Annotated in this window: 23 protein-coding genes; 17 read left to right on the top strand and 6 right to left on the bottom strand. The window is 71.4% G+C overall.

Annotated elements, in window-relative coordinates:
- The first annotated feature begins 225 nt into the window (after positions 1 to 225).
- A complete protein-coding gene (locus ACFY29_RS10470) occupies positions 226 to 1,224 on the top strand; it encodes a winged helix-turn-helix domain-containing protein (protein ID WP_386985039.1) in 999 nt (332 codons plus the stop codon).
- 13 nt (positions 1,225 to 1,237) lie between these two features.
- Here the strand turns inward: ACFY29_RS10470 and ACFY29_RS10465 are convergent, their stop codons facing one another.
- Both ACFY29_RS10465 and cofD read right to left on the bottom strand, forming a co-directional pair.
- Complete coding sequence (locus ACFY29_RS10465) at positions 1,238 to 2,326, bottom strand: coenzyme F420-0:L-glutamate ligase (RefSeq protein WP_386985037.1); 1,089 nt, start codon at positions 2,324 to 2,326, stop codon at positions 1,238 to 1,240.
- Positions 2,323 to 3,270, bottom strand: a complete 948-nt coding sequence (cofD, locus tag ACFY29_RS10460) for a 2-phospho-L-lactate transferase (protein WP_386985035.1) — start codon at positions 3,268 to 3,270, stop codon at positions 2,323 to 2,325. The genes ACFY29_RS10465 and cofD overlap by 4 nt, the downstream gene beginning before the upstream one ends.
- 98 nt (positions 3,271 to 3,368) lie before the next feature.
- On the opposite strand from cofD, the gene ACFY29_RS10455 reads away from it, so the two are divergent.
- From ACFY29_RS10455 to ACFY29_RS10430, 6 genes are all read left to right on the top strand, one after another.
- On the top strand, positions 3,369 to 4,316 hold the full coding sequence (locus ACFY29_RS10455) for a hypothetical protein (protein ID WP_386985034.1): 948 nt from the start codon (positions 3,369 to 3,371) through the stop codon (positions 4,314 to 4,316).
- A gap of 168 nt (positions 4,317 to 4,484) precedes the next feature.
- Complete coding sequence (locus ACFY29_RS10450) at positions 4,485 to 6,995, top strand: bifunctional FO biosynthesis protein CofGH (RefSeq protein WP_386985033.1); 2,511 nt, start codon at positions 4,485 to 4,487, stop codon at positions 6,993 to 6,995.
- 158 nt (positions 6,996 to 7,153) lie between these two features.
- On the top strand, positions 7,154 to 7,432 hold the full coding sequence (locus ACFY29_RS10445) for a hypothetical protein (RefSeq protein ID WP_328423687.1): 279 nt from the start codon (positions 7,154 to 7,156) through the stop codon (positions 7,430 to 7,432).
- A gap of 50 nt (positions 7,433 to 7,482) precedes the next feature.
- On the top strand, positions 7,483 to 8,877 hold the full coding sequence (locus tag ACFY29_RS10440; protein ID WP_386985030.1) for a DUF4331 domain-containing protein: 1,395 nt from the start codon (positions 7,483 to 7,485) through the stop codon (positions 8,875 to 8,877).
- A 20-nt stretch (positions 8,878 to 8,897) separates the two neighbouring features.
- Positions 8,898 to 9,227, top strand: a complete 330-nt coding sequence (locus ACFY29_RS10435; protein ID WP_355606488.1) for a phospholipase — start codon at positions 8,898 to 8,900, stop codon at positions 9,225 to 9,227.
- A 468-nt stretch (positions 9,228 to 9,695) separates the two neighbouring features.
- A complete protein-coding gene (locus tag ACFY29_RS10430; protein WP_088980572.1) occupies positions 9,696 to 9,953 on the top strand; it encodes a WhiB family transcriptional regulator in 258 nt (85 codons plus the stop codon).
- 54 nt (positions 9,954 to 10,007) lie between these two features.
- Here the strand turns inward: ACFY29_RS10430 and ACFY29_RS10425 are convergent, their stop codons facing one another.
- Positions 10,008 to 10,457, bottom strand: a complete 450-nt coding sequence (locus ACFY29_RS10425) for a metallopeptidase family protein (RefSeq protein WP_074316962.1) — start codon at positions 10,455 to 10,457, stop codon at positions 10,008 to 10,010.
- Positions 10,458 to 10,609: 152 nt separating this feature from the next.
- Here ACFY29_RS10425 and ACFY29_RS10420 point away from each other — a divergent pair, with 152 nt between their 5' ends.
- On the top strand, positions 10,610 to 10,975 hold the full coding sequence (locus ACFY29_RS10420) for a DUF3499 domain-containing protein (RefSeq protein ID WP_328423703.1): 366 nt from the start codon (positions 10,610 to 10,612) through the stop codon (positions 10,973 to 10,975).
- Between the two features lie 121 nt (positions 10,976 to 11,096).
- On the opposite strand, the gene ACFY29_RS10415 is transcribed toward ACFY29_RS10420, so the two are convergent.
- Positions 11,097 to 12,476 carry an NAD(P)/FAD-dependent oxidoreductase gene (locus ACFY29_RS10415; RefSeq protein WP_386986625.1) on the bottom strand — a complete coding sequence of 460 codons (1,380 nt, stop codon included), beginning with the start codon at positions 12,474 to 12,476 and terminating at the stop codon, positions 11,097 to 11,099.
- Between the two features lie 17 nt (positions 12,477 to 12,493).
- Complete coding sequence (locus ACFY29_RS10410; RefSeq protein WP_328423707.1) at positions 12,494 to 13,840, bottom strand: aspartate aminotransferase family protein; 1,347 nt, start codon at positions 13,838 to 13,840, stop codon at positions 12,494 to 12,496.
- 621 nt (positions 13,841 to 14,461) lie between these two features.
- Between ACFY29_RS10410 and ACFY29_RS10405 the strand changes: the two genes are divergently transcribed.
- Both ACFY29_RS10405 and ACFY29_RS10400 read left to right on the top strand, forming a co-directional pair.
- Positions 14,462 to 15,205, top strand: a complete 744-nt coding sequence (locus tag ACFY29_RS10405; RefSeq protein WP_386986622.1) for a DUF5753 domain-containing protein — start codon at positions 14,462 to 14,464, stop codon at positions 15,203 to 15,205.
- Positions 15,196 to 15,390, top strand: a complete 195-nt coding sequence (locus ACFY29_RS10400; protein ID WP_386985025.1) for a DUF397 domain-containing protein — start codon at positions 15,196 to 15,198, stop codon at positions 15,388 to 15,390. The genes ACFY29_RS10405 and ACFY29_RS10400 overlap by 10 nt, the downstream gene beginning before the upstream one ends.
- An 84-nt stretch (positions 15,391 to 15,474) precedes the next feature.
- On the opposite strand, the gene ACFY29_RS10395 is transcribed toward ACFY29_RS10400, so the two are convergent.
- The gene (locus tag ACFY29_RS10395) at positions 15,475 to 15,987 is read right to left on the bottom strand and encodes an Lrp/AsnC family transcriptional regulator (RefSeq protein ID WP_386985023.1); all 513 of its coding nucleotides are present in this window, start codon (positions 15,985 to 15,987) and stop codon (positions 15,475 to 15,477) included.
- Between the two features lie 205 nt (positions 15,988 to 16,192).
- Here ACFY29_RS10395 and ACFY29_RS10390 point away from each other — a divergent pair, with 205 nt between their 5' ends.
- From ACFY29_RS10390 to speB, 7 genes are read left to right on the top strand one after another with little or no spacing between them, the layout of a single operon-like run.
- Complete coding sequence (locus tag ACFY29_RS10390) at positions 16,193 to 17,377, top strand: spermidine/putrescine ABC transporter substrate-binding protein (protein ID WP_355606501.1); 1,185 nt, start codon at positions 16,193 to 16,195, stop codon at positions 17,375 to 17,377.
- Between the two features lie 5 nt (positions 17,378 to 17,382).
- Entirely contained in the window at positions 17,383 to 18,534 is a 1,152-nt protein-coding gene (locus tag ACFY29_RS10385; RefSeq protein ID WP_355606504.1) for an ABC transporter ATP-binding protein, read from the top strand.
- Positions 18,531 to 19,445: an ABC transporter permease gene (locus ACFY29_RS10380; RefSeq protein WP_328423717.1), complete on the top strand. Its 915-nt coding sequence runs from the start codon at positions 18,531 to 18,533 to the stop codon at positions 19,443 to 19,445. Before ACFY29_RS10385 ends, ACFY29_RS10380 begins: the two co-directional genes overlap by 4 nt.
- A complete protein-coding gene (locus tag ACFY29_RS10375) occupies positions 19,445 to 20,287 on the top strand; it encodes an ABC transporter permease (RefSeq protein ID WP_386985020.1) in 843 nt (280 codons plus the stop codon). The genes ACFY29_RS10380 and ACFY29_RS10375 overlap by 1 nt, the downstream gene beginning before the upstream one ends.
- A complete protein-coding gene (locus tag ACFY29_RS10370; RefSeq protein WP_386985018.1) occupies positions 20,284 to 21,738 on the top strand; it encodes an NAD(P)/FAD-dependent oxidoreductase in 1,455 nt (484 codons plus the stop codon). Before ACFY29_RS10375 ends, ACFY29_RS10370 begins: the two co-directional genes overlap by 4 nt.
- The gene (locus ACFY29_RS10365) at positions 21,738 to 22,940 is read left to right on the top strand and encodes a saccharopine dehydrogenase C-terminal domain-containing protein (protein WP_355606514.1); all 1,203 of its coding nucleotides are present in this window, start codon (positions 21,738 to 21,740) and stop codon (positions 22,938 to 22,940) included. The genes ACFY29_RS10370 and ACFY29_RS10365 overlap by 1 nt, the downstream gene beginning before the upstream one ends.
- Positions 22,937 to 23,950, top strand: a complete 1,014-nt coding sequence (gene speB, locus ACFY29_RS10360; RefSeq protein WP_386985016.1) for an agmatinase — start codon at positions 22,937 to 22,939, stop codon at positions 23,948 to 23,950. The genes ACFY29_RS10365 and speB overlap by 4 nt, the downstream gene beginning before the upstream one ends.
- Positions 23,951 to 23,953 lie beyond the last annotated feature (3 nt).

The raw sequence follows: 23,953 nt of genomic DNA, 5'->3' as shown, positions 1-23,953 counted from the left end.
CCGCAGACCCTCGTGGTGCCGCCCGATCACCGGTCCTCCCCGGTCCCGCGGTGCCGGGTGCGTGCGAGACGCGCCGGTGCCGTGTACGGGCAACTGGAAGCATGCCGAACCGCCCCCGGAGGCGTCGAGGTTTTTCAGCCCTGGCTTAAAGATGGAGATAATTGCCGGCCAGGTAGAGTCGAACGGTCGCCCGGCATCCCTCTGCTGGCGACACGGGAGCACTCCATGCTGAAGATCCACTTTTCCGGCGAGGACATCCTCCGGACCCGGGTGGCGCCGGCGGCGGACCCGGTCTGGGAGTCGGTCCTCAGCCTGCACGTGTTGCAGGGCCGTACCCGCGATCCGCTGACGTCGAACTGGCGGCGCACCGTTGCCCGGCACCTGCGCCAGGACGTCGCCTCCGACCAGCTCCGGCTGCTCTTCGCGCTGAACCCGCCGCGCGGCTACTTCCCCGACTTCCTCACCCCGTACGCGAGTGTCCACGGCTTCGGGGCCGGGCTGGACGCGGTCCGCAGCACTCCCAAGGAGGTGCTGCACCGGGACCTGACCGTGCTGGCCTCCGAGAACCCGCTGCCCTCCTCGGCCTCCGCACTGGCCCGGGGCGACGTGGATGTGCTGCGTCACCTCGCCGAGTCGATGGAGCAGTACCGGTCGCTGGCGATCAGCCCGTACTGGAGCCGGATCCAGTCCGCGGTGGAGGCGGACCGGACCCGACGGGCCCGGGCCCTGCTCGACGGCGGAGTGGAGGGGCTGCTGGCCAGCCTCCGACCGGCCATGCGCTGGGAGGGCGGGGTGCTTGAGGTCCGCGACTACCCGCACAGCCGGGAACTGCACCTGGACGGCCGAGGGCTGCTGCTGGTGCCGTCGTTCTTCTGCGCGGCTACCCCGGTCGCCCTGCTCGACCCGGCGCTGCCACCGGTGCTGGTCTATCCGGTGGACCGGTTGGGCGGGCTGGCGCCGGCCGACGGTGCCGCACCGACCGTGCCGGGCTCCGTCCGGGACTCGCTCGCCGCGTTGCTCGGCCGGACCAGGGCGGCGGTGTTGCAGGCCAGCGACGACGGCTGCACCACCGGCGAGGTGGCCCGCCGGCTCAACATCTCACCGGCGGCGGCCAGCCAGCACGCCACCGTGCTGCGCAACGCCGGCCTGCTGGTCAGTCACCGGGAACGCAACACCGTGCTGCACACGTTGACTCCGCTCGGCCGGGCCATGCTGGACGCCTGACCCGGCCAGCCGTCTACAGGGCGAGCGCGGCGCTGGCCGGGCTGCCGGCGGGCGGGGGGAGCAGGGCCGAGCCGATGCCCTCGGCGGCCAGGGCGACGCGCAGCCGGTGCAGGTCGGCGCCGAAGCGGACCAGGTCCATCGGGTCGACCGGGGCCGGTGGTGAACCGAGCACCAGGGCGGTGGCGCCGGCCGGCCAGCCGGGCACCGCGGCGATCAGACCGGCCCGTACCTCCGCCTCGTCGACCAGGGTGAAGACCGTGCCGGGGGCGACCACCCCGGCGACCGCGTCGATCGCTCGCCGGGCGGCGGCCGGGTCGGCCGGCGTGGCGCCGGGCGCGTCGGCCAGGGTGGCGGCGTCGGCCAGCCCTGCGGCCCGGGCCTCGGCGGTGCCGAGCGAGAACAGATCCTGGGCGGCGTCGCGGACCAGCGCCCGCGCGCCAACGGAGTCGTCCGGGCGGGTGGCGGAGAGGTAGCCCCGCACCACCGCGACCGGGACCTGGTCACACTTGCCCTTGATCAGCTCGCCGGCACCCGCCAGCTCGTCCACCACGGCCATCTGGGTCAGTTGCAGCTCGTTGCCGTACGGGTCCACCTCGCCCCGGTGATCGCGGATGGCCGGCATTCCGGCCACCCCGAGCGCCACGTCGGTCAGCCCGTTACGCCAGGGGCGGCCCATGGTGTCGGTGATGATCACGGCGAGGTCCAGGTCGTAGCGCTCCTTCAGCGCGGCGCGCAGCGCCCGGGCCGAGGCGTCCGGGTCCACCGGCAGCAGGACCAACCGGGTCTTGTCCACGTTCGACGCGTCGATCCCGCCGGAGGCCATCACGAAGCCGTGGTGGGTCTGCACGATCCGGGTCGGCCCCCGGCTGGCCACCACCCGGGCGGTCTCCCCGGCCAGTACCTCGTCCCGCGCGGTGAGCCGTTCGGGTCCGTCCGCCGGGACGTCGACCAGCCGGCCCTCGGCCTTGGAGACGATCTTGCTGGTGACCACCAGCACGTCGCCGTCGCGCAGCCAGGGCGCGGCGTTGGCGATCAACGCGGCCAGGTCGTCGCCCTCGGTCACGTGGCCGATGCCCAGCACCGGCAGGATCTCCAGCCTCACGACAACTCCACCGCGGCGCGGACCATCGCCGCCGTCGCCGCATCGTCGGTCATCCGCAACGGCACCGCGCGGACCGTCACCTCCGGCACCAGCGTGCCCGCGTCCTGCTCGTCCACGAGCCAGCCGTCCAGCAGCCCGCCGGCCGTTCGGCCTCCGTAGAGCCGGCCCACGCCGGCCGCGCTGCACTCGACACCGAGAACGGCGAGACAGCGGTCGGCCATCCCGCGGACCGGCGCACCGCCGATGATCGGCGAGACGCCCACCACCCGGGCGGGCGCGTCGGCCACCGCCTCGCGCAGGCCCGGCACGGCCAGCACCGGTGCGACGCTCACCACCGGGTTGCTCGGCGCGATCAGCACCAGGTCTGCCGTGCCGATCGCGTCCAGCACCCCCGGCGCCGGCTTCGCCGTCTCCGCGCCGACGAAGATGAAGCGGTGGGTGGGGATGTCGGCCCGGTACCGCACCCACCACTCCTGGAAGTGGATCGCCTGTTGGCCCGAGTCGCGGTCGACCACAGCATGCGTCTCCAGGCGGTCGTCGGTCGCCGGCAGCAGGCGTACGCCCGGCTCCCAGCGGGTCGCCAGTGCCTCCGTGACCGCGTGCAGCGGGTAGCCGGCGTTGAGCATGGTGCTACGTACCAGGTGGGTGGCGATGTCCTTGTCGCCGAGGCCGAACCAGGTCGGCTCCGCCCCGTACGCGGCCAGCTCCTCCTTGACCGTCCAGGTCTCCCCGGCTCGGCCCCAGCCCCGCTCGGGGTCGGCGCCGCCGCCGAGGGTGTACATGACGCTGTCCAGGTCGGGACAGATCTTCAACCCGTGCAGCCACAGGTCGTCGCCGACGTTGACGACGGCGGTCACCTCGGCGCCGACCTCGCGGGCGTACGCCCGGACGCCGAGCAGGAACCGGGCGCCGCCGATGCCGCCGGCCAGAACCACGATGCGCATGTCGACCATCCTCGCGCACGTGACGCCTTCGGTCCTCCGGTGGCCCGGGAGACTAGGCTCACGTGCGCCCTGTCCGTCCATGCCCCGAGGGGGAGTTCGTGACCAGCCCCGCCGAGCCCGCGTCCACCGACGCGACGCAGGCCCGCCAGCTGACCAAGCCACTACGGGAACTGGGTGCGCTCGCGCTGCTCGGCGCCAACGCGGTGTTCCTCTTCGTGGGCCTGCTGCGGCTACTCATCCCGAGCGACTTCAGCTCCTTCACCGACCGTGCGGGCAGCGCTTCTTTCACATTCATCGGCTTCGAGGCGGCGGTCCTGCCGCTGCTGGCCGTGCTGCTGGCCACCCACATCTCGCCGGTGCTGCCGAAGGCGAAGCTGATCACGCAGGTGGCCCTCGGTGAGTACGCGGTCAGCGCGCTGCTCGGCACGCTGACCATGCTGATCTGGATGGTGGGTCGGCTGGCCGAGGCCGAGGTGCTCGACGTGCTGCTCGGCGTACTCACCCGCTTCGCCTGGCTGATGATCTTCGCGGTCGCCGCCTGGGTGGTCTACACGATTTGGCGGAAGCTGTACTACGTGCCCCGGCCGAAGCCGCAGCCGGGCGTCTACGGCCAGCCGCAGCCGGGCCAGCCCCAGCCGGGCTGGCCGCAGCAGCAGGGTGGCTGGCCCGCCCCGGGGCAGCCCGGCGGCCAGCCGGCGGGCGGATGGCAGGCCCCCGGCCAGCCCGGTGGCTACCCGCCGGCGCAGTACCCCGGCCAGTACGGCCAGCCCTCGCCGCCGTTCCAGCCGGCCCCGCAGTCTGCGCCGCCGTTCCCGCAGTCCGCCCCGCCGTTCCCGCAGTCCGCGCCGCCGGCCAACCCCGCCCCGCAGTCCGCGCCGCCGATGCCGGCCGCACCGCCGTTCGGGCAGCCGCCGTCGGCCGACCCGACCCAGGCCATCCCGCGCCAGTCCGCCGACGCGACCGAGGCCATCGTCCTCCCCGCCGACGTGGACAGCGACCGTACCCAGCGGATCAACCCGGGCGAGCACCCGGAACAGCCGCGCTGATCAGCCGCGCCGCCCGCGCCTGACCGTGCGGGCCGCGTTGCGCACCAACACCCGCACGCCTCCCGTGACCGACCGCGCCCACCGTGGCCGGACGCGGGAGGCGTGCCCTTTCCCACCCTGCGGGCTGGGACCAGTGGAGCAGCCGGGCGCAGCGCCTAGGCTGAGTGGATGGTTGATCGCACCCACTCCGGTCCGAGCGAGGCGAGTGTGCGGCGGGCCCTGAGCCGGGCCGCGACCGGGCGGGCGCTGGACGTCGACGAGGCGACCGCGCTGCTCTCCGCCCGTGGTGACGCGCTCGACGAGTTGCTCCGGGTGGCCGGTGGGATCCGCGACGCGGGGCTGCGCGACGCCGGCCGGCCCGGCGTGGTCACGTACTCCAAGAAGGTCTTCATCCCGCTGACCCGGCTCTGCCGGGACCGCTGCCACTACTGCACGTTCGCCACCGTGCCGCACCGGTTGCCGGCACCGTTCCTGGACCGCGACGAGGTGCTGGCCATCGCCCGGGCAGGCGCCGCGCAGGGCTGTAAGGAGGCCCTGTTCACCCTCGGTGACCGGCCCGAGGAGCGCTGGCCGGCGGCCCGGACCTGGCTCGACGAGCGTGGCTACGACTCCACCCTGGACTACCTGCGCGCCTGCTCGGTCGCAGTGCTGGAGGAGACCGGGCTGCTGCCGCACCTCAACCCCGGGGTCCTGTCCTGGTCGGAGCTGCAACGGCTCAAGCCGGTAGCGCCGAGCATGGGCATGATGCTGGAGACCACCGCGACCCGGCTCTGGTCCGAGCCGGGCGGCCCGCACTTCGGCTCGCCGGACAAGGAGCCGGCCGTCCGGCTGCGGGTGCTCGACGACGCCGGCCGGGTCGGGGTGCCGTTCACCACCGGCATCCTGATCGGCATCGGGGAGACCCCGGCCGAGCGGGTGGACGCACTCTTCGCGATCCGCCGCGCGCACCGGGAGTACGGCCACCTCCAGGAAGTGATCGTGCAGAACTTCCGCGCCAAGCCGGACACGGCGATGCGCGGCATGCCCGACGCGGAGCTGCACGACCTGGCCGCCACGGTGGCGGTGGCCCGGCTGCTGCTCGGCCCGAAGGCCCGGATCCAGGCCCCGCCGAACCTCATCGCCGGGGAGTACGGCCTGCTGCTGCGGGCCGGCATCGACGACTGGGGCGGTGTCTCCCCGCTCACCCCGGACCACGTCAACCCGGAACGTCCCTGGCCGCAGATCGAGGAGCTGGCCCGGCACACCGAGCTGGCCGGGTTCACCCTGCGCGAGCGGTTGACCATCTACCCCGAGTACGTGCGCGCCGGTGACCCGTGGCTCGACCCGCGGCTGCTGCCGCACGTCAGCGCGCTGGCCGATCCGGTGACCGGGTTGGCGGTCGAGTCGGCCCGGCCGCAGGGCCGCCCGTGGCAGGAGCCGGAGGAGGTGTTCGGCGGGCGGACCGACCTGCACGCCACCATCGACACCACCGGTCGGACGGACGACCGGCGTGGCGACTTCGACAGCGTCTACGGGGACTGGGCGGAGGTCGCCACGAAGGTGACCGCCGGGCCGACCGCCCTCGCCGGCGACCACGACCTGCGGGCCGGGCTGCGGCTGGCCGCCGACGACCCGGCCGCGCTGCTGGAGCCCCGGCACACCGATGCCGCGCTGGCCCTGTTCGGCGCGGACGGGCCGGCGCTCGACGAGTTGTGCCGGCTCGCCGACGAGGCGCGTCAGGGTGCGGTCGGCGACGACGTCACCTACGTGGTCAACCGCAACATCAACTTCAGCAACGTCTGCTACGTCGGCTGTCGGTTCTGTGCCTTCGCTCAGCGCGAGCGGGACGCCGACGCGTACCGGCTCTCCGTCGACCAGGTGGCCGACCGGGCCGAGGAGGCGTGGGCGGCCGGCGCCAGCGAGGTCTGTCTCCAGGGCGGCATCGACCCGAAGATGCCGGTCACCGGGTACGCCGACATCGTGCGCGCGATCAAGGCCCGGGTGCCGGAGATGCACGTGCACGCGTTCTCCCCGATGGAGATCGTCACGGCCGCGGCGAAGGCCGGCGTGCCGGTGCGCGAGTGGCTGACCCAGCTGCGCGAGGCCGGGCTGGACACCATCCCGGGCACCGCCGCGGAGATCCTCGACGACGACGTGCGCTGGGTGTTGACCAAGGGCAAGCTGCCGGCCGCCGCCTGGGTCGACGTGGTCAGCACCGCCCACGAGCTGGGCATCCGGTCCAGCTCCACGATGATGTACGGCCACGTCGACCATCCCGGGCAGTGGCTGGCGCACTTCCGGGTGCTGGCCGGTGTGCAGGACCGCACCGGTGGCTTCACCGAGTTCGTCGCGCTGCCGTTCGTGCACACCAACGCCCCGATCTACCTCGCCGGCATCGCCCGGCCGGGGCCCACCTGGCGGGAGAACCGGGTGGTGCACGCGATGTCCCGGCTGCTGCTGCACGGCCGGATCGACAACATCCAGTGCTCCTGGGTGAAGCTGGGCGACGAGGGCACCGTGGCGATGCTCCAGGGCGGCTGCAACGACCTGGGCGGCACGCTGATGGAGGAGACCATCTCCCGGATGGCCGGCTCGGACAACGGCTCGGCGCGGACCGAGGAGCAGTTGCGGGCCATCGCCACGGCGGCCGGTCGCCCGGCGCGCAAGCGCACGACCGCGTACGGTCACGTCCGGCCCTGAGGTCGAACCTTTTCCCGCCGCCGGCCGTACCAAGCGGTGCCGGCGGCGGTCGCGGCGAGGACCGCCGCCGGTGTCCCTGGGGCCCGGCGGCGTCGGTAGGCGGCGCGGGACCCGTCCGTCCCATCGGGCGCGTTCGCGCCGCCGCCGAAAGGTTGCCCATGACCAGTGATCAGCGGAAGCGGCCCTGGCCGCGACTGACCCGCCGGCAGACGTTGACCGCCGCGGCCAGCGCCACCCTCGGCGCCGCCGCGCTCACCGTGCCGGGCCTGTCAGCCGCACAGAACGCACCGGGCGCGGCCGGCCGGGCCGACGACCCGATCGTCGTGCACCTGCGGGACGCCGCCTCCGGAACGATGGACATCTTCGTCGGTGAGTCCCGGATCGAGGTACGCGACCGCGGCCTGGCGGACCGGCTGCGGCGCGCCGCCCGGCGCTGACCCGACGCTCCGCCCGCCACCCCGTCCCCGCCCAGTGAGGTTGGTCCGCCATGTCTTCCCACCGCGAGGCCCCGGAAATAGCCAAGGATCCGGTCGCCGACAGCTCCGACCTGTACGCGTTCGTCAGCCCCGACAAGCCCGACTCGGTCACGCTGATTGCCAACTACGTGCCGTTGCAGCTCCCCTCCGGGGGCCCGAACTTCTTCGAGTTCGGTGACGACGTGCGCTACGAGATCCATATTGACAACGACGGCGACGGTCGTCCGGATGTCACCTACCGCTTCGAATTCACCACCGAGATCACGAATCCGAACAGTTTTCTTTACAACACCGGCCCAATCGATTCGCTGGACAGCGAGAACTGGAACCGGCGGCAGTTCTACAGCCTGACGCGGGTGGCCGACGGCCGGGAGCATCGGCTGGCGCACAAGTTGCCCTGCCCGCCGTGCAACGTCGGCCCGCTCTCCACTCCGAAGTACGCCGAACTGGTCCGACAGGCCACCTACTCGCTCTCCACCGGGGAGCGGGTCTTCGCCGGGCAGCGCGCGGACGGCTTCTTCGTCGACCTGGGGGCGATCTTCGACCTCGGCACGCTGCGGCCGTTCCAGCAACTGCACGTGGCCGGCAAGAAGATCTTCAAGGCCGAGGGGGAGCCGGTCAACGCCACCGACCGGATGAACGTGCACAGCATCGCCGTGCAGGTGCCGCTGAGCCGCGTGCGCCGGCGCGCCAACCGGTACGGCGCGGCCGACCGGGCGTCGGTGATCGGGGTGTGGACGTCGGCGTCCCGCCGGCAGGTCCGGGTGCTCGGCGACAGAGGGGCCGCGGACACCGCGACCGGCCCGTTCACCCAGGTCTCCCGGCTCGGGAATCCGCTGTTCAACGAGGTCATCGTGCCGATGTCCAAGAAGGACCTGTGGAACTCGCTGCCGCCGTCGGAGGACAAGCGGTTCGCGCAGTTCGTCGAGCAACCTGAGCTGGCGGCGCTGCTGCCGGCGCTCTACCCGGACGTCTTTCCCAACCTGGACAAGCTCACCAAGGCCAAGAAGGCCCGCGCGGACCTGGTGGCGATCCTGCTCACCGGCGTGCCGGCCGGGCTGATCGACGGCTTCACCAACGCCACCGGGGATGTGCAGGCCGACATGCTGCGGCTGAACACCGCGATCCCGCCCAGCCGGCAGCCGGACCGGTTCGGGGTGCTCGGCGGTGACCTGGCCGGCTTCCCGAACGGGCGGCGGGTCGGCGACGACGTGGTGAGCATCGCGCTGCGGGCGATCGCCGGGTTGACCGTTCCGCTGGTGGACAGGACCTTCCGTCCGGACGCGGCGACCGCCGCGCTCACCCCGGGGCTGAGCGCCGCCGACGTGAGCGCCCCGTTCCTCGGGAACTTCCCCTACCTGGGTACGCCGTACGACGGGTTCAACAACCCGTCGGCGTCGTCCTGAGCGGCGCGGGGGAGCAGCGGATGCACGAGCACGCGTACGGGCCGTCGGAGACCGGGAGCGTCGTCCTCGATCTGGGCGGCGAGACCGGAGCCCTCATCGTCTACACCGGTCAGGATCTTCTCGGCCGCGAGATCGAGATCAGCCGGGACGGTGCGCAGCGGACACACTCGGCGGTGCGGGAACGCCGGGTGCGGGACGGGTCGTTCCACACGGCGGTTTACCCCGATCTGCCGGCCGCCATCTATACCGTCTGGTGGGACGACGATGTACGAGTCGGGACGGTTTCTGTCCACGGTGGAGAGATAGCTGAGTTCGTGTGGCCGAGCAGGGATTTCGGGGCGACCGGCTGACCCCACGACACATTTTATCCGCTGCGCCCCGTCCACATTGTGGGCGGGGCGCGAGCGGTGGTCCATGGCTCGACGGGCGGTCTGGGCCATGCCGCGTTAACCTGTCTCCCACCAAGATCAGCTTTTGTGGAGGGGGTCATTCGGTGTTCCTGGCGGCGTCGTGGTGGCGAGCCGTCGTGGGAGCGCCACGGCAGAAAAGTCGGGCAACTCGCCGGAGAGGGCGTTACTCGGCCGGGGTCTGAATCGATAGGGCAGGTTGCGAGGCTGGACGGTCCGAGTGTCCGGCCGGGTGTGTCGGGAGGGCGACTCCATTATCAAGTTTGGCTTGACGGCGCACGCATTACACGCGTGTAATTTGAATGGGGTTGTTCGCGCGGAACGCAACAAACGGGACCGGACGGACAAGCACGCCTTTCGCGTGGGGGGTTGCAGCGGCGATGACGTCGGTGCGCGACAAGGAGGCATTTGATGGACGGCCAGCTTGAGGTGGCCGACCTGCTCGGAAACGCGCCGGAGTGGCAGGAGCGGGCGCTGTGCTCGCAGACCGACCCCGAGGCGTTTTTTCCCGAGAAGGGCGGCTCGACCCGCGAGGCGAAGCGGATCTGCTCGCGCTGCGAGGTCAAGACCGAATGCCTCGAATACGCTCTCGGTCACGACGAGCGGTTCGGCATCTGGGGTGGGCTCTCGGAGCGGGAGCGGCGCAAGTTGAAGCGGCGGGTCGCCTGAGCGGTTTCGGGTCGGGGCGGTGGGGGCCGCCCGGCTCGCCCGTGCGGGGACGGCTCAGGCCAACTCGTCGGGGTCGACCCCGAGCAGGTTGGCTACCTGTTCGATGATCACGTCATGCACGAGGTCGGCGAGGTCCTCGCGGTCCATCGCCCGGAATTCCAGGGGTCGCCGGTACAACACGATCCGCGGCGGCACCTCCTGCCGGCCCGGGCGACCGGGCAGCAGCCGGGCCAGCGGGACCTCGCCGTCCTCCAGCACGTCGGAGTCGTAGACGTTCAGGTCCGGCGGGACGTCCTCGACCGCGAACTCGACGCCGGCCAGCTCCTTGGCGAAGCGGCGCTCCAGCGTCTCGACGGTGTCCAGGACCAGGTCGTCGAAGACCTCCGCCTTGGTCCGCGCCAGTGGCACGGTTGCCGGCACCAGCCGCCCGCGCAGGCCGCGTCCATGCCGGTCGCGGTGAGCGCGCCGGCCGGAGCCGGGGCGGCGGTGTTCCGGGCTCGTCATGAGGCAAAGGGTAGCGCCCGCGTCGGGCTGGCCAGCGGCAGCGCCGCTCCCGTGGCGCGGCGCGACGCGGTCGGCGGATTGTGATCACCACGACGGGCGTGTCGCAACGCGAAGCGGTGCGCCGGACCCGGTAATGGAGATAACCTGCCGCCGTGAGGTCACCACGGCGCTGCTCCCGTAACGGCTGCCCCCGGCAAGCGGTCGCCACGTTGACCTATGTCTACAACGAGTCGACAGCGGTGGTGGGTCCGCTGGCGGCCTTCGCCGAGCCGCACACGTACGACCTGTGCGAGCAGCACGCCCGCAGCCTGACCGCACCGCGGGGCTGGGACGTGGTCCGGCACGAGGGCGAGTTCGAACCGCCGCCGCCCACCACCGACGACCTGGTCGCGCTGGCCGAGGCGGTCCGCGAGGCCGCCCGCCCGGCCCCCCGCCCCCCATCGGACGACCAGCACCACGAAAACCCCCACCAAACCGGCCGCCGAGGCCACCTCCGCGTAATCCCCCCCAACCACTAACCCCCACCCCACCCCCCAGGCCCGCTCCGCCCTGGTGATCAAGAGGTTTGCGTCAAAATCGCGCCGTTCGGTGACCGAAACCTCTTGATCACCAGGGGAGAGACGGCGTGCGGGGGCGCGGTTAGTTGCCCAGGAGGCGGGAGAAGGTGGTGGCTCGGCGGGACGGGCGGTTGGTGCGGGATTCCGCTGCGTCGGCGCTGGTCATGAGTCGTAGGCCGGCGTTGACCGCCAGCCAGCGCAGGGGCTCCGGCTCCCAGCGGGGGGAGCGGTGGTTGACCCAGGGCAGGGTGGTCAGCTCGGTGCGCTCGCCACGGATCAGGTCGGCCAGGGTGCGGCCGGCGAGGTTGCTGGAGCCCACCCCGTCCCCGACGTAGCCGCCCGCCCAGGCCAGGCCGCTGGCCCGGTCGAAGCCGACCGAGGCGGCCCAGTCCCGTGCCACCCCGAGCGGCCCGCCCCAGGTGTGCGTCACCGGCACATCCGGGCCGAGCACTGGGAAGAGCTCCCCGAGCGTCCGCCGCAGCGCGGCGAAGACCCGTGGCTCCCGGTCGTAGTCGGGGGAGACCCGGGACCCGAAATGGTACGGAGCACCGCGCCCGCCGAACGCCAGCCGACCGTCGGCGGTGCGCTGGCCGTAGATGATCACGTGTCGGTGGTCGGAGAACGTCTCGCGCTGGGCCAGCCCGATCCGTGCCCAGGTCTCCGTCGGCAGCGGTTCGGTGGCCACCATCAGCGAGTACACCGGTGCCACGGCCCGCCGCTGCCCGGGCAGCGTGGGCGTGTACCCCTCGGTCGCCCGGACCACCACCGGCGCCCGTACCGTGCCGGCGGCGGTGACCGCCGCGCCGGCCCGGATCGCGGTGACCGGGGTGCGCTCGTGGATGGTCACCCCGAGTCGTTCCACCACCCGGGCCAGGCCACGGACCAGCTTCGCCGGGTGCACGGTCGCGCAGTGCGGGGTGTACGTCCCACCGCGTACCCCCTCGGCGGCGCAGCGGGCGGCGGCCTCGCTGGCGTCGAGCAGCGCCAGGTGCTCCGCGCCGAAACCGAACGCGCGGGCCTCGTCCACGGCGGCCCGCGCACGGACGAGTTGCGGGCCGGTGCGGGCCAGGGTGACCGTGCCGCCGTCGGCCCAGTCGCAGTCGATGCCCTCCGCCGCGACCACCCGGCCCACCTCGCGGACCGTTTCGTGCAGGGCCTGCTGCATGGCGACCGCCGCGTCCCGTCCGTGCCGGCGGGCCAGCCCGGTCAGGGAGGTGGGGAAGAGCGCCGAGCACCAGCCGCCGTTGCGACCGGACGCCCCGTACCCGGCGATCTCCTTCTCCAGCACGATGATCCGGAGCCCAGGCTCGGCCCGGGCCAGGTGGTACGCCGTCCACAGCCCGGTGTAGCCGGCGCCCACGATCACCACGTCGGCGTCCGTGTCGCCGGGCAGCGTCGGTCGCGGGGTCAGCGACTCGTCCACGGTGGACAGCCAGTGCGACAGCTCCCGATAGCGGGGCATCCCGGCCGGATCGCCGGTCAGAGTCGTGCCCATGCCTCGGTGAGCACCGTGCGCAGGATCTGCTCGATCTCGTCGAAGTGCTGCTGCTCGGCGATCAGCGGCGGGGCGAGCTGCACGACGGGGTCGCCCCGGTCGTCGGCCCGGCAGTAAAGCCCGGCCTGGAACAGTGCCGTGGACAGGAAGCCGCGCAGCAGCCGCTCCGACTCGGCCTCGTCGAAGGTCTCCCGGGTCGTCTTGTCCTTGACCAGTTCGATGCCGTAGAAGTAGCCGTCGCCGCGAACGTCGCCAACGATCGGCAGGTCGTACAGCTTCTCCAGGGTGGATCGGAAGGCGTCCTCGTTGGCCCGTACGTGCCCGATCAGGTCCTCGCGGGCGAAGACCTCCAGGTTGGCCAGGGCCACCGCGCAGGACACCGGGTGGCCACCGAAGGTCACCCCGTGGGCGAACATCCCGGTCTCGGTGAGGAACGGCTCCATCAACCGGTCGCTGGCGATCATCGCGCCGAGCGGGGCGTACCCGGAGGTGATGCCCTTGGCAGTGGTGATGATGTCCGGCTGGTAGCCGTAGCGCACGGCGCCGAAGTATTCGCCGAGCCGCCCCCAGGAGCAGATCACCTCGTCGGAGACGAGCAGCACGTCGTACGCGTCGCAGATCTCCCGGACCCGCTCGAAGTAGCCGGGCGGGGGTGGGAAGCAGCCGCCGGAGTTCTGCACCGGCTCCAGGAAGACCGCGGCGACAGTGTCCGGCCCTTCCCGCTCGATGGCCCGGCCGATCTCGTCGGCGGCCCAGCGGCCGAACGCCTCGGGCGAGTCGCCGTGCTCCGGGGCGCGGTAGAAGTTGGTGTTCGGCACCTTGATCGCGCCGGGCACCAGCGGCTCGAAGTCGCTCTTGATGCCGGGCAGGCCGGTGATCGACAGTGCGCCCATCGAGGTGCCGTGGTAGGCGATGTACCGACTGATCACCTTGTACTTGTTGGGCTGGCCGGTGCGCTTGAAGTAGGCCCGGGCCAGCTTCCACGCGGCCTCGACGGCCTCGGAGCCGCCGGTGGTGAAGAAGACCCGGTTCAGGTCGCCGGGGGCGAGCGTGGCGATCTTCTCGGCCAGCTCGACGGCCTTCGGGTGGGCGTACGACCAGAGCGGGAAGTACGCCAGCTCACCGGCCTGCTTCGCGGCCGCCTCGGCCAGCTCGGTGCGGCCGTGGCCGGCGTTGACGACGAAGAGCCCGGCGAGCCCGTCCAGATAGCGGCGACCCTGGGCGTCCCACACGTATGCGCCCTCGCCGCGCACGATGGTCGGCACCTCGCCGGCGGAGTAGCTCGCCATCCGGGTGAAGTGCATCCACAGGTGGTCGGTGGCGTTGGCCATGTCAGCCCCATCGGTTCGTCGGGCCGGTCCAAGGGGTGACGCCGGCCGCTCTGCCAACGGTTATCGCACAGTCTTGTGGTCTTAGGCAAGTGGTATCGGTGGCGCGCTGGCCCGAGCGCAACGGATTCAGCGAGGGGTTACGGTATGCGCAACGGAATTCGTATCACGGGCGGCCGGCCTGGTCGGCGGGTGCCTGCCCTGTGACCCGGCGGGTGTGGTCGCGCCCCGCTGTCGAGCTGCCCCAAATTTGAGCACCCGCCCGCCGCCTCCCCGCCCCGCGCCGGCCGTCGACGGTTGCCCCGCCCGCCGTCGGGCGTTGGTAGCGGGTTGATCCACTCCATATCGCCGATGTGGGGGCTTGGGGCGAGGTTGATGCCGCGATATCGGGGATGTCGAGTGGATCAACTCGGCGGGTCGGCGTGGCGCGGGGGCGTGGGCGCGCGGGGGACGGTGGCACAGCACCTTCGGGGCTGTTGCGGAGCGTCTTGGATGCGCGCCAACACGTCCACCGCAACACGCCGGTAGTCGGCGGACATGGACACGGAGCGTGGCTACTGTGCGCCGCAGTGTGCACCTGGCTGGCAGGAGGATCCGGTGGCGAACGAGGCGTTGCGGGTGGCGATGGCCCAGGCGGGGGAGACGGTCGAGTCGCTGGCTGAGAAGGTCGACGTCCATCCGAAGTCAGCGGCGCGGTGGCTCGCCGCGGGGCGCATTCCACACCCGCGTACCCGGGTCGCGGTTGCGGAGGTGCTGCGCCGGGACGCCGCCGACCTCTGGCCCGAGCCGTTCCGCCGCCGCGACCTGCCGTGGTTTCGCCCCTGGGCCGAGCTCGAACAGGACGCCACCTCGATCCGGTCCTATCAGCCGCTGCTGGTGCCGGGCCTACTGCAGACCGAGGGGTACGCCCGCGCGGTGCTGGGCACCGGCGGGCTGGTCGCGCCGGCCGAGGTGGACCAGATCGTGACGAGCCGGATCGAGCGTCAGTCCGTCCTCGCCGCGGACCACCCACCGCAACTCGTCGCGGTGATCGACGAGGTGGTGCTTCGCCGGCCGGTCGGCGACGGGTCGGTGATGGCCGGACAACTGGCGCACCTCGCGGCGGTGGCCGACTGGGAGCACGTGCAGGTCCGGGTGATTCCGGCCGACAGTCCGTGGCACACCGGTCTGGCCGGTCCCTTCGTTCTGGGCCGGCTGCCCGACGGGACGGAATTGGCGTATCTCGACAACCAGCTACGCGGTCAGGTCGTGACCGATCCCATCGACGTCGCTAGCCTTGGACGCAGGTGGGAGAGCGTCACCGGCGAGGCGTTCCCCCAACGCCGGTCGATCGAGCTGATCAGGGAAGTGGCCAAGACATGGACATGACCGACGCCCGCTGGCGTACCGCCACCCGCAGCAGCAACAACGGCGGCGACTGCGTTGAGGTGGCCGACAATCTGCCCGGCCGGGTGCTGGTCCGGGACAGCAAGGACCGCGACGGCGGCACCCTGACCTTCGCTCCGGCCGCGTGGGCGTCCTTCGTCGACGCTCTTCGCCGGCCGACCCACTGATCCACTCCATATCGCCGAAACTGCGGTGTCAGGGCAGGGTTGATACCGCGATTTCGGGGACGTCGAGTGGGTCAAGGGCATGCGTCAGGCCGTACCCCAGGTGTAGGTCTGCTTGCGCAGCTTGAGGTAGACGAACGCCTCGGTGGAGAGCACCCCGGGCACCGCGCGCAGCCGTTGCAGGATCTCCAGCAGGTGGTCGTCGTTGCGGCAGACCACCTCGGTGAGCAGGTCGAACGACCCGGCGGTGATCACCACGTAGTCGACCTCCACCAGCTCGGCCAGCCGGTCGGCCACCGCCTCCAGGTCGCCGTCGGTACGCAGGCCGATCATCGCCTGCCGGGGAAAACCGAGCTGGAGTGGATCAGTCACCGCGACGATCTGCATCACGCCGGAGTCGAGCAGCCGCTGCACCCGCTGGCGGACCGCCGCCTCGGAGAGCCCGACCGCCTTGCCGATGGTGGCGTACGGCCGACGGCCGTCCTCCTGGAGCTGTTCGATGATCTGTTTGGCCACGTCGTCCAGCAGAACGTGATTGGCACCTTCACGGACAGCTACCCGTCGCCCGCCGGTGCCGTTCTCATGCTGTCGGTTCGTCATCGTCCGTTCCCCATGTCCCGAATCGTGATGTCGCGCGTTTGTCCCCGCGCAGTCTGGCGTATTTCGTCGTGCATCGCTATTCCCGCAACGGAATCCCTTGTAAGGGAGGTCACCTCATGTCAGGATCAGTCGTCCCTGGCACCTGACCTCCCGCCGGCGCGCCACCCCCGTCCCGCCCGCCGACGATGACCCCCTAGGAGTCGTCATGCGTACTCCCCTCCGGCCCCTCACCCGGCGTGGACTGCTCACCGGCACTCTCGGTTCGGCTGCGTTGCTCGCCGCTGGCGGCAGCCTCGCCGGCTGCGGCACCAAGGGTGCCCAGCAGACCGAGGCCGGCTGCGTCAGCGAGGACCTCTCCGGCACCGAGAAGAAGCTTGCCTTCTCCAACTGGCCGCAGTACATGGACGTGGACGAGAAGGACGAGTCCAAGCGGCCCAGCCTGGACGGGTTCATCACCAAGAGCGGCATCCAGGTCACGTACACCGAGGACATCAACGACAACAACGAGTTCTTCGGCAAGGTGCAGAACCAACTCGCGGCCTGCCAGAGCACCGACCGGGACATCATCGTGCTGACCGACTGGATGGCGGCCCGGATGATCCGGCTCGGCTGGATCCAGAAGCTCGACCCGGCGAAGATCCCGAACGTCCAGGCCAACCTGCTTCCGTCGCTGCTCAACCGCTCCTTCGACACCGAGAACCGGATCTCCATCCCGTGGCAGTCCGGCCTCGCCGGGTTGGCGTACAACGGCAGTGTCACCAAGGAGCTGCGCACTGTGGACGAGCTGCTCACCCGCCCCGATCTCAAGGGCAAGGTGACGGCGCTCAGCGAGATGCGCGACACCATGGGCCTGCTGATGCAGTCCAACGGGCACGACCCGGCCAACTTCACCACGGCCCAGTTCGACGACGCGCTCAACAAGCTCAAGAAGGCCGTCGACTCGGGGCAGATTCGCAAGTTCACCGGCAACGACTACGCACCCGACCTGGCAAAGGGCGACATCGCCGCGTGCATCGGCTGGTCCGGCGACGTCATCCAGCTCTCCAGCGAGAACGAGAAGGTGCAGTTCGTCGCACCCGACTCCGGCGTGATGCTGTTCAGCGACAACATGATGGTCCCCAACAAGGCCACCCACAAGGGCAACGCCGAGGCGCTGATCAACTACTACTACGAGCCGGCCGTCGCCGCGACGCTCGCCGCGTACGTCAACTACATCTGCCCCGTCAAGGGCGCCCAGGCCGAGATGGAGAAGATCGACCCGGAGCTGGCCGCCAACCCGCTGATCTTCCCTGACGAGGCGCTGCTGTCGAAGTCCAAGGTGTTCATGGCCCTGGACGAGAAGCAGGAGAAGGAGTTCGAGGGCAAGTTCCAGCAGGTCATCGGAGCGTGACGGGGATGGCGCGCGAGACACCCGCCGGCGACCTGCGCCTGGCCAACCTCACCAAGCGGTTCGGCATCTTCACCGCCGTCGACGACCTCAGCCTGACCGTCCCGCAGGGCTCGTTCTTCGCCCTGCTCGGCGCGTCCGGCTGCGGCAAGACCACCACGCTGCGGATGATCGCCGGCCTGGAGGAGCCGACCAGCGGCCAGGTGCTGCTCGGCGACCGGGACATCGCCCGGCTGCGTCCGTACAAGCGCCCGGTCAACACCGTCTTCCAGAGCTACGCGCTCTTCCCGCACCTGAACATCTTCGAGAACGTGGCCTTCGGGCTGCGTCGGCGTGGCATCCGCTCGGTCGACGACGAGGTCATGCGGATGCTGTCGCTGGTGCAGCTCGACGACTACGGCAACCGTCGCCCGGCCCAGCTCTCCGGCGGCCAGCAGCAACGGGTCGCGCTGGCCCGTGCGCTGATCAACCAGCCGCAGGTACTGCTGCTGGACGAGCCGCTCGGCGCGCTCGACCTGAAGCTGCGTCGGCAGATGCAGATCGAGCTGAAGCGGATCCAGACCGAGGTGGGCATCACCTTCGTGCACGTCACGCACGACCAGGAGGAGGCCATGACCATGGCCGACACCGTCGCGGTGATGAACGCCGGCCGGATCGAGCAGCTCGGCACCCCGGCCGACATCTACGAGTTCCCGGCAACCGCCTTCGTGGCGAACTTCCTCGGCCAGTCCAACCTGCTCGCCGGCGAAGCCGCCGGCACCGGCGGCGGCGAGGTCGCGGTGACCGCGCACGGCGCGCGCTTCTCGGTGCCCGCCGGCCGCGCCCGGGCCGACCAGGGCCCGGTCCACCTGGGGGTACGCCCGGAGAAGCTCCATCTGGTCGGCTCCGCCGACCAGGTGCCCGCGGGCCACCAGCACGTCACCGGGGTGGTCACCGACGCCTCCTACGTCGGAGTCAGCACGCAGTACCTCCTGCGCACCGGCTGGGGCACCGAACTGTCGGTCTTCGCGGCCAACAGCGGTGCGGTGGCGCAGGTTCCGGTCGGCAGCGAGGCGGTGGCTTACTGGGACCCGCGGCACGCGTTCCTGCTGCCCCGGGACGCCGCCGACACCGATCGGACCTCCCCGGTGCTCGACGAGCCGGTGGGTGCGTCGTCGTGACCCTCCTGGCCCAGGTGCCTACCGGATCGGGGCAGCCGCCGCCCACGCCGCCGGCCGCCCGGTCCGGGAAGTACCGCCTGCTGCCGTACCTGCTGCTGCTGCCCGGCGCGGCCTGGCTGCTGGTCTTCTTCGGCGTGCCGCTGGTGCAGCTCGCCTCGGCCAGCCTCTACGACCCCAGCGGCTCGCTCTCCACCGGGTACGCGATGACCTGGGCGTTCGGCAACTACCCGGACGTGTTGCAGGCGTACTGGCCGCAGTTCCTCCGCTCGTTCGGCTACGCCGGTCTGGCCCTGGTGCTGGCGCTGCTGCTCGGCTACCCACTGGCGTACGCCATCGCGCAGAAGGCCGGCCGGTGGAAGAACCTGCTGCTCGTCTGCGTGGTAGCGCCGATGTTCACCAGCTTCCTGGTCCGCACGCTGGCCTGGAAGACCATCCTGTCGGACAACGGCGCGCTGGTCGGCCTGCTGCGCGACGTGCACCTGCTCGCCCCGGACGGCCGGCTGCTGGCCACCCCGTTCGCGGTGGTGCTCGGCCTGACGTACAACTTCCTGCCGTTCCTGGTGCTGCCGCTGTACGCGAGCCTGGAACGGCTGGACTACCGGCTGCTGGAGGCGGCCAGTGACCTGTACGCCAGCCCGGTGCAGGCGTTCCGCCGGGTGACCCTGCCGCTGTCCATGCCCGGCCTGATCGCCGGCACGCTGCTGTTCTTCATTCCGGCCAGCGGTGACTACATCAACGCCGAGCTGCTCGGCACCCCGAACGAGTACATGATCGGCAACGTCATCGACTCGGCGTTCCTGGTCCGGCTGGACTACCCGCAGGGCGCGGCGCTGTCGTTCCTGCTGATGGCGGCGATCCTCGCGGTGGTCTTCGGCTACCTGCGCAAGGCCGGCACGGAGGAGGTTCTCTGATGAGAGTGTCCCGCTGGCTGGCCGACCGCTGGGTGATGATCGTGGCGCTGCTGGTGCTCGGCTACCTGGCGCTACCGATCCTGGTGGTGGCCGGGCTGTCGTTCAACCGGCCGTCGAGCCGGCTGTCGTACGACTTCAACGAGTTCACCCTGGACAACTGGCGTCAGCCCTGCGCCACCTCCGACATGTGCGACTCGGTGGTCCGGAGCGTGCAGATCGGCTTCATCGCCACCGTGGTCGCCACCGTGCTCGGCACCCTGATGGCGTTCGCGTTGGTCCGGCACCGCTTCCGTGGCCGGTCCGGCATCAACGTGCTGATCTTCCTGCCGATGGCCACCCCGGAGCTGGTGATGGGCACCTCGCTGCTGGCCCTCTTCGTCTCCGCCGGGGTGCCGCAGGGCTTCTGGACCATCGTCATCGCGCACGTGATGTTCTGCGTCTCGTTCGTGGTGGTCACGGTCAAGGCGCGGCTGGCCGGGATGGACCGGCGGCTGGAGGAGGCCGCCATGGACCTCTACGCCAGCGAGTGGCAGACCTTCCGGCGGATCACCCTGCCGCTGGTGCTGCCCGGCATCGTGGCCGCCGCGCTGCTGGCCTTCTCGCTGAGCTTCGACGACTTCATCATCACGAACTTCAACGCCGGCACCACCGTCACGTTCCCGATGTACGTCTGGGGTGCCGCCCAGCGGGGCATCCCGCCGCAGGTCAACGTCATCGGCACCGCGATGTTCGCAATCGCGCTTCTGCTGGTCGGGCTCAGCTCGCTGCGCGGCCGGCGATCCCGCCGCGCCAACCTGCTGGCCGGCACGGCATCGGGCCGTCAGACGCGCCGGTCGTCATGACCCTGCCGCATACCGGCCGGGCGCTGGCCGACGCGGCGCCCGTGCCCTACTGGCTCGACCGCCCGGACCGCCCCGACCCGCTTCCGCCGCTCGCCGGCCCGCAGGACGCCGACCTGCTGGTGATCGGTGGCGGGTACAGCGGGCTCTGGGCCGCCCTGCTGGCCAAGCAGGCCGACCCCGACCGCGACGTGCTGCTGGTCGACGCCGGTACCTGCGGCTGGGCCGCGTCGGGGCGCAACGGCGGGTTCTGCGCGGCCTCGCTCACCCATGGGCTGGCCAACGGCGTCGACCGGTTCCCCGGTGAGATCGGCGAGCTGGAACGCCTCGGCCGGGAGAACCTGGACGCCATCGCCACCACCGTCGCCGATTTCGGCATCGACTGCGACTTCGAGCGCACCGGCGAGCTGGCCGTCGCCGTCGCGCCGTACCAGGTGGCCGGGCTGGCCGCCGACGCGGAGCTGGCCCAGCGGTACGGCCACCACGTGCGGCTGCTGGACCGCGACGAGGTGCGCGCCGAGGTCAACTCACCGACGTACCTGGGCGGGATGTTCGACGCCGACCGGGTGGCCATGCTGGACCCGGCGAAGCTGGCGTGGGGGCTGCGCCGCGCCTGCCTCGACCTCGGCGTGCGGGTGCACGAGCACACCCGGGTCACCGGGCTGCGCGCCGACGGTGCCGCGCTGTACGCCAGCACCCTCGGCACCGATCCCGCCGACGCCGGTATGGCCGGCGCGCCGGCCGCAGGTCGGCCCGGGTCGGTGCGGGCCCGACGAATCGTGCTGGCCACCAACGCCTTCCCGCCGCTGCTGCGCCGGCTGCGGGCGTACCTGGTGCCGGTCTACGACCACGTGCTGATGACCGAACCGCTCACCCCGGCCCAGCGGGACGCGATCGGCTGGCGCAACCGGCAGGGGCTGGCCGACACCGGCAACCAGTTCCACTACTACCGGATCACGGCCGACGGGCGGATCCTCTTCGGCGGCTACGACGCGGTCTACCACTACGGCAACCGGGTAGCGCCGGAGCTGGAGCAGCGCCCGGCCACCTTCGCCGCCCTCGCCGCGCACTTCTTCACCACCTTCCCGCAGCTCGCCGACGTGCGCTTCAGCCACCGCTGGGGTGGCGTCATCGACACCTGCACCCGGTTCTGCCCGTTCTTCGGCACCGCGTACGGCGGCCGGCTGGCGTACGCGGCCGGCTACACCGGTCTCGGCGTGGGGGCCACCCGCTTCGGAGCCCGGGTACTGCTCGACCTGCTGGCCGGCGGGGACACCCCGCTGACCCGGCTCGACCTGGTCCGCAGCAAGCCACTGCCGTTCCCGCCGGAACCCGTCCGCGCGATCGGCATCAACCTCACCCGCTGGTCAATGGCCCGTGCTGACGCACGCGACGGCCGTCGCGACCTCTGGCTCCGTACTCTCGATCGTCTCGGTTTGGGGTTTGATTCCTGATGCGTGTCCTCCTCGTCGGCGCCGGTGGCGTCGGCTCCGCCGCCGTAGCCATCGCCGCCCGACGCTCCTACTTCGAGACCATGGTGGTCGCCGACCACGACCCGGGCCGCGCCGAGCGGGCGATCGCCGGGCACGGTGACCGCTTCGTCGCCGCCCAGGTGGACGCCTCGTCGGCCGACGCGGTCGCCGCGCTCTGCCGGGAGCACCGGATCACCCATGTGCTCAACGCCGTCGACCCGCGCTTCGTCATGCCGATCTTCGACGGTGCGTTCGCGGCCGGTGCGGACTACCTCGACATGGCGATGTCGCTGTCGCACCCGCACCCGTCCCGCCCATACGCCGAAACCGGGGTGATGCTCGGCGACGAGCAGTTCGCGGTGTCCGATGCCTGGTCCACGGCCGGTCGGCTGGCGCTCTGCGGCATCGGCGTCGAACCCGGCCTGTCCGACGTGTTCGCCCGGTACGCCGCCGACGAGTTGTTCAGCGAGATCGACGAGATCGGCGTCCGGGACGGCGCGAACCTCACTGTCGACGGCTACGACTTCGCGCCCTCGTTCTCCATCTGGACCACCATCGAGGAGTGCCTCAACCCGCCGGTGGTCTGGGAGAAGGATCGGGGCTGGTACACGACCGAGCCGTTCTCCGAGCCGGAGGTCTTCCACTTCCCCGAGGGGATCGGGCCGGTCGAGTGCGTCAACGTCGAGCACGAGGAGGTGCTGCTCATCCCGCGCTGGGTCAAGGCCCGTCGGGTCACCTTCAAGTACGGCCTCGGCGACGAGTTCATCGAGGTGCTCAAGACGCTGCACAAGCTCGGCCTGGACGCTGCTTCCCCGGTCCGGGTGCGCGGCGTCGAGGTGTCCCCGCGCGACGTAGTTGCGGCCTGTCTGCCCGACCCGGCCACCCTCGGCGAGCGGATGCGCGGCAAGACCTGCGCCGGCACCTGGGTGCGCGGTCTCGGCCCCGACGGGCAGCCCCGGGAGGTCTACCTGTACCACGTGGTCGACAACGAGTGGTCGATGCGGGAGTACGGCCACCAGGCGGTGGTCTGGCAGACCGCGGTCAACCCGGTGGTCGCGCTGGAGCTGCTCGCGACCGGCGTCTGGTCCGGCGTCGGCGTGCTCGGCCCGGAGGCGTTGCCCCCGATGCCCTTCCTCGACCTGCTGACCGCCTACGGCTCGCCGTGGGGAATGGAGGAGCGATGAGCCGCTACGGGGCCATGTACGGGCCGGACGTCACCTTCCTCGGGGTGGACCGGTGCACGCTCGACGACCCCGCGTCGTACGCCGACGCCGACGTGGTGATCATCGGGGCGCCCTTCGACGGTGGCACCTCGCACCGGCCCGGCACCCGGTTCGGGCCATCGGCGATCCGCCAGGCGTGCTACCTGGCCCACGACGGCTCCCGCCCGTCGCTCGCGCTGCGCGTCGACGCGCTCCGCGACCTGCGGGTGTACGACGCCGGCGACGTCGAGATGTTCTCCGGCGACATCGAACGCTCGCTGGCCGCCCTGGAAGCAGCGGTGTACGCCGCCTCATCCGCCGGTGCCATCCCGGTGGTGCTCGGCGGGGACCACTCCATCGCGCTGCCCGATGCCACCGGCGTGGCCCGGCAGCACGGGCACGGCCGGGTGTCGCTGGTGCACTTCGACGCGCACGCCGACACCGGCGAGATCGAGTTCGGCTCGCTGCACGGGCACGGCCAGCCGATGCGCCGGCTCATCGAGTCCGGCGCGGTACGCGGAGACCGCTTCCTCCAGATCGGGCTGCGCGGCTACTGGCCGGGCCCGGACATCCTGTCCTGGATGGCTGAGCAGCGGATGCGGTCGTACGAGATGACCGAGCTGGTCGCCCGCGGACTCGACACGTGCCTCACCGAGGCGTTCACGATCGCCGTCGACGAGTGCGAGGGAGTGTTCCTCTCCGTCGACGTGGACGTGGTCGACCCCGGGATGGCACCCGGCACCGGCACCCCGGAACCAGGCGGCCTGACCTCCCGGCAGTTGCTCGACGCCGTCCGCCGGGTCTGTTACGAGCTGCCCGTGGTCGGGGTGGACGTGGTCGAGGTCGCCCCGCCGTACGACCACGCCGACATCACCGCGTACCTGGGGAACCGGGTGGTCCTGGAGGCGCTCTCGGCAATTGCCCGCCGCCGCCGCGATGCCGCCGGTGGTCCACCATGGAACCCGAACCAACCCCTCCTCGACGCCCGCTGACGT

Source organism: Micromonospora sp. NPDC000668 (assembly GCF_042897975.1).
Classification (GTDB): domain Bacteria; phylum Actinomycetota; class Actinomycetes; order Mycobacteriales; family Micromonosporaceae; genus Micromonospora.
Note: the sequence above shows the minus strand (reverse complement) of the source record. Positions and strands in the feature narration are given on the sequence as shown.

Excerpts from the sequence above, each read along its gene's own strand:
- ACFY29_RS10400 (WP_386985025.1), top strand. The coding sequence starts at position 15,196 with ATGGACATGACCGACGCCCGCTGGCGTACCGCCACCCGCAGCAGCAAC.
- cofD (WP_386985035.1), bottom strand. The coding sequence starts at position 3,270 with ATGCGCATCGTGGTTCTGGCCGGCGGCATCGGCGGCGCCCGGTTCCTG.
- ACFY29_RS10425 (WP_074316962.1), bottom strand. The coding sequence starts at position 10,457 with ATGACGAGCCCGGAACACCGCCGCCCCGGCTCCGGCCGGCGCGCTCAC.
- ACFY29_RS10410 (WP_328423707.1), bottom strand. The coding sequence starts at position 13,840 with ATGGCCAACGCCACCGACCACCTGTGGATGCACTTCACCCGGATGGCG.
- ACFY29_RS10375 (WP_386985020.1), top strand. The coding sequence starts at position 19,445 with ATGAGAGTGTCCCGCTGGCTGGCCGACCGCTGGGTGATGATCGTGGCG.
- ACFY29_RS10445 (WP_328423687.1), top strand. The coding sequence starts at position 7,154 with ATGACCAGTGATCAGCGGAAGCGGCCCTGGCCGCGACTGACCCGCCGG.
- ACFY29_RS10385 (WP_355606504.1), top strand. The coding sequence starts at position 17,383 with ATGGCGCGCGAGACACCCGCCGGCGACCTGCGCCTGGCCAACCTCACC.
- ACFY29_RS10430 (WP_088980572.1), top strand. The coding sequence starts at position 9,696 with ATGGACGGCCAGCTTGAGGTGGCCGACCTGCTCGGAAACGCGCCGGAG.
- ACFY29_RS10435 (WP_355606488.1), top strand. The coding sequence starts at position 8,898 with ATGCACGAGCACGCGTACGGGCCGTCGGAGACCGGGAGCGTCGTCCTC.
- ACFY29_RS10405 (WP_386986622.1), top strand. The coding sequence starts at position 14,462 with ATGGCCCAGGCGGGGGAGACGGTCGAGTCGCTGGCTGAGAAGGTCGAC.
- speB (WP_386985016.1), top strand. The coding sequence starts at position 22,937 with ATGAGCCGCTACGGGGCCATGTACGGGCCGGACGTCACCTTCCTCGGG.
- ACFY29_RS10415 (WP_386986625.1), bottom strand. The coding sequence starts at position 12,476 with ATGCCCCGCTATCGGGAGCTGTCGCACTGGCTGTCCACCGTGGACGAG.
- ACFY29_RS10440 (WP_386985030.1), top strand. The coding sequence starts at position 7,483 with ATGTCTTCCCACCGCGAGGCCCCGGAAATAGCCAAGGATCCGGTCGCC.
- ACFY29_RS10390 (WP_355606501.1), top strand. The coding sequence starts at position 16,193 with ATGCGTACTCCCCTCCGGCCCCTCACCCGGCGTGGACTGCTCACCGGC.
- ACFY29_RS10395 (WP_386985023.1), bottom strand. The coding sequence starts at position 15,987 with ATGACGAACCGACAGCATGAGAACGGCACCGGCGGGCGACGGGTAGCT.
- ACFY29_RS10370 (WP_386985018.1), top strand. The coding sequence starts at position 20,284 with ATGACCCTGCCGCATACCGGCCGGGCGCTGGCCGACGCGGCGCCCGTG.
- ACFY29_RS10365 (WP_355606514.1), top strand. The coding sequence starts at position 21,738 with ATGCGTGTCCTCCTCGTCGGCGCCGGTGGCGTCGGCTCCGCCGCCGTA.
- ACFY29_RS10450 (WP_386985033.1), top strand. The coding sequence starts at position 4,485 with ATGGTTGATCGCACCCACTCCGGTCCGAGCGAGGCGAGTGTGCGGCGG.
- ACFY29_RS10470 (WP_386985039.1), top strand. The coding sequence starts at position 226 with ATGCTGAAGATCCACTTTTCCGGCGAGGACATCCTCCGGACCCGGGTG.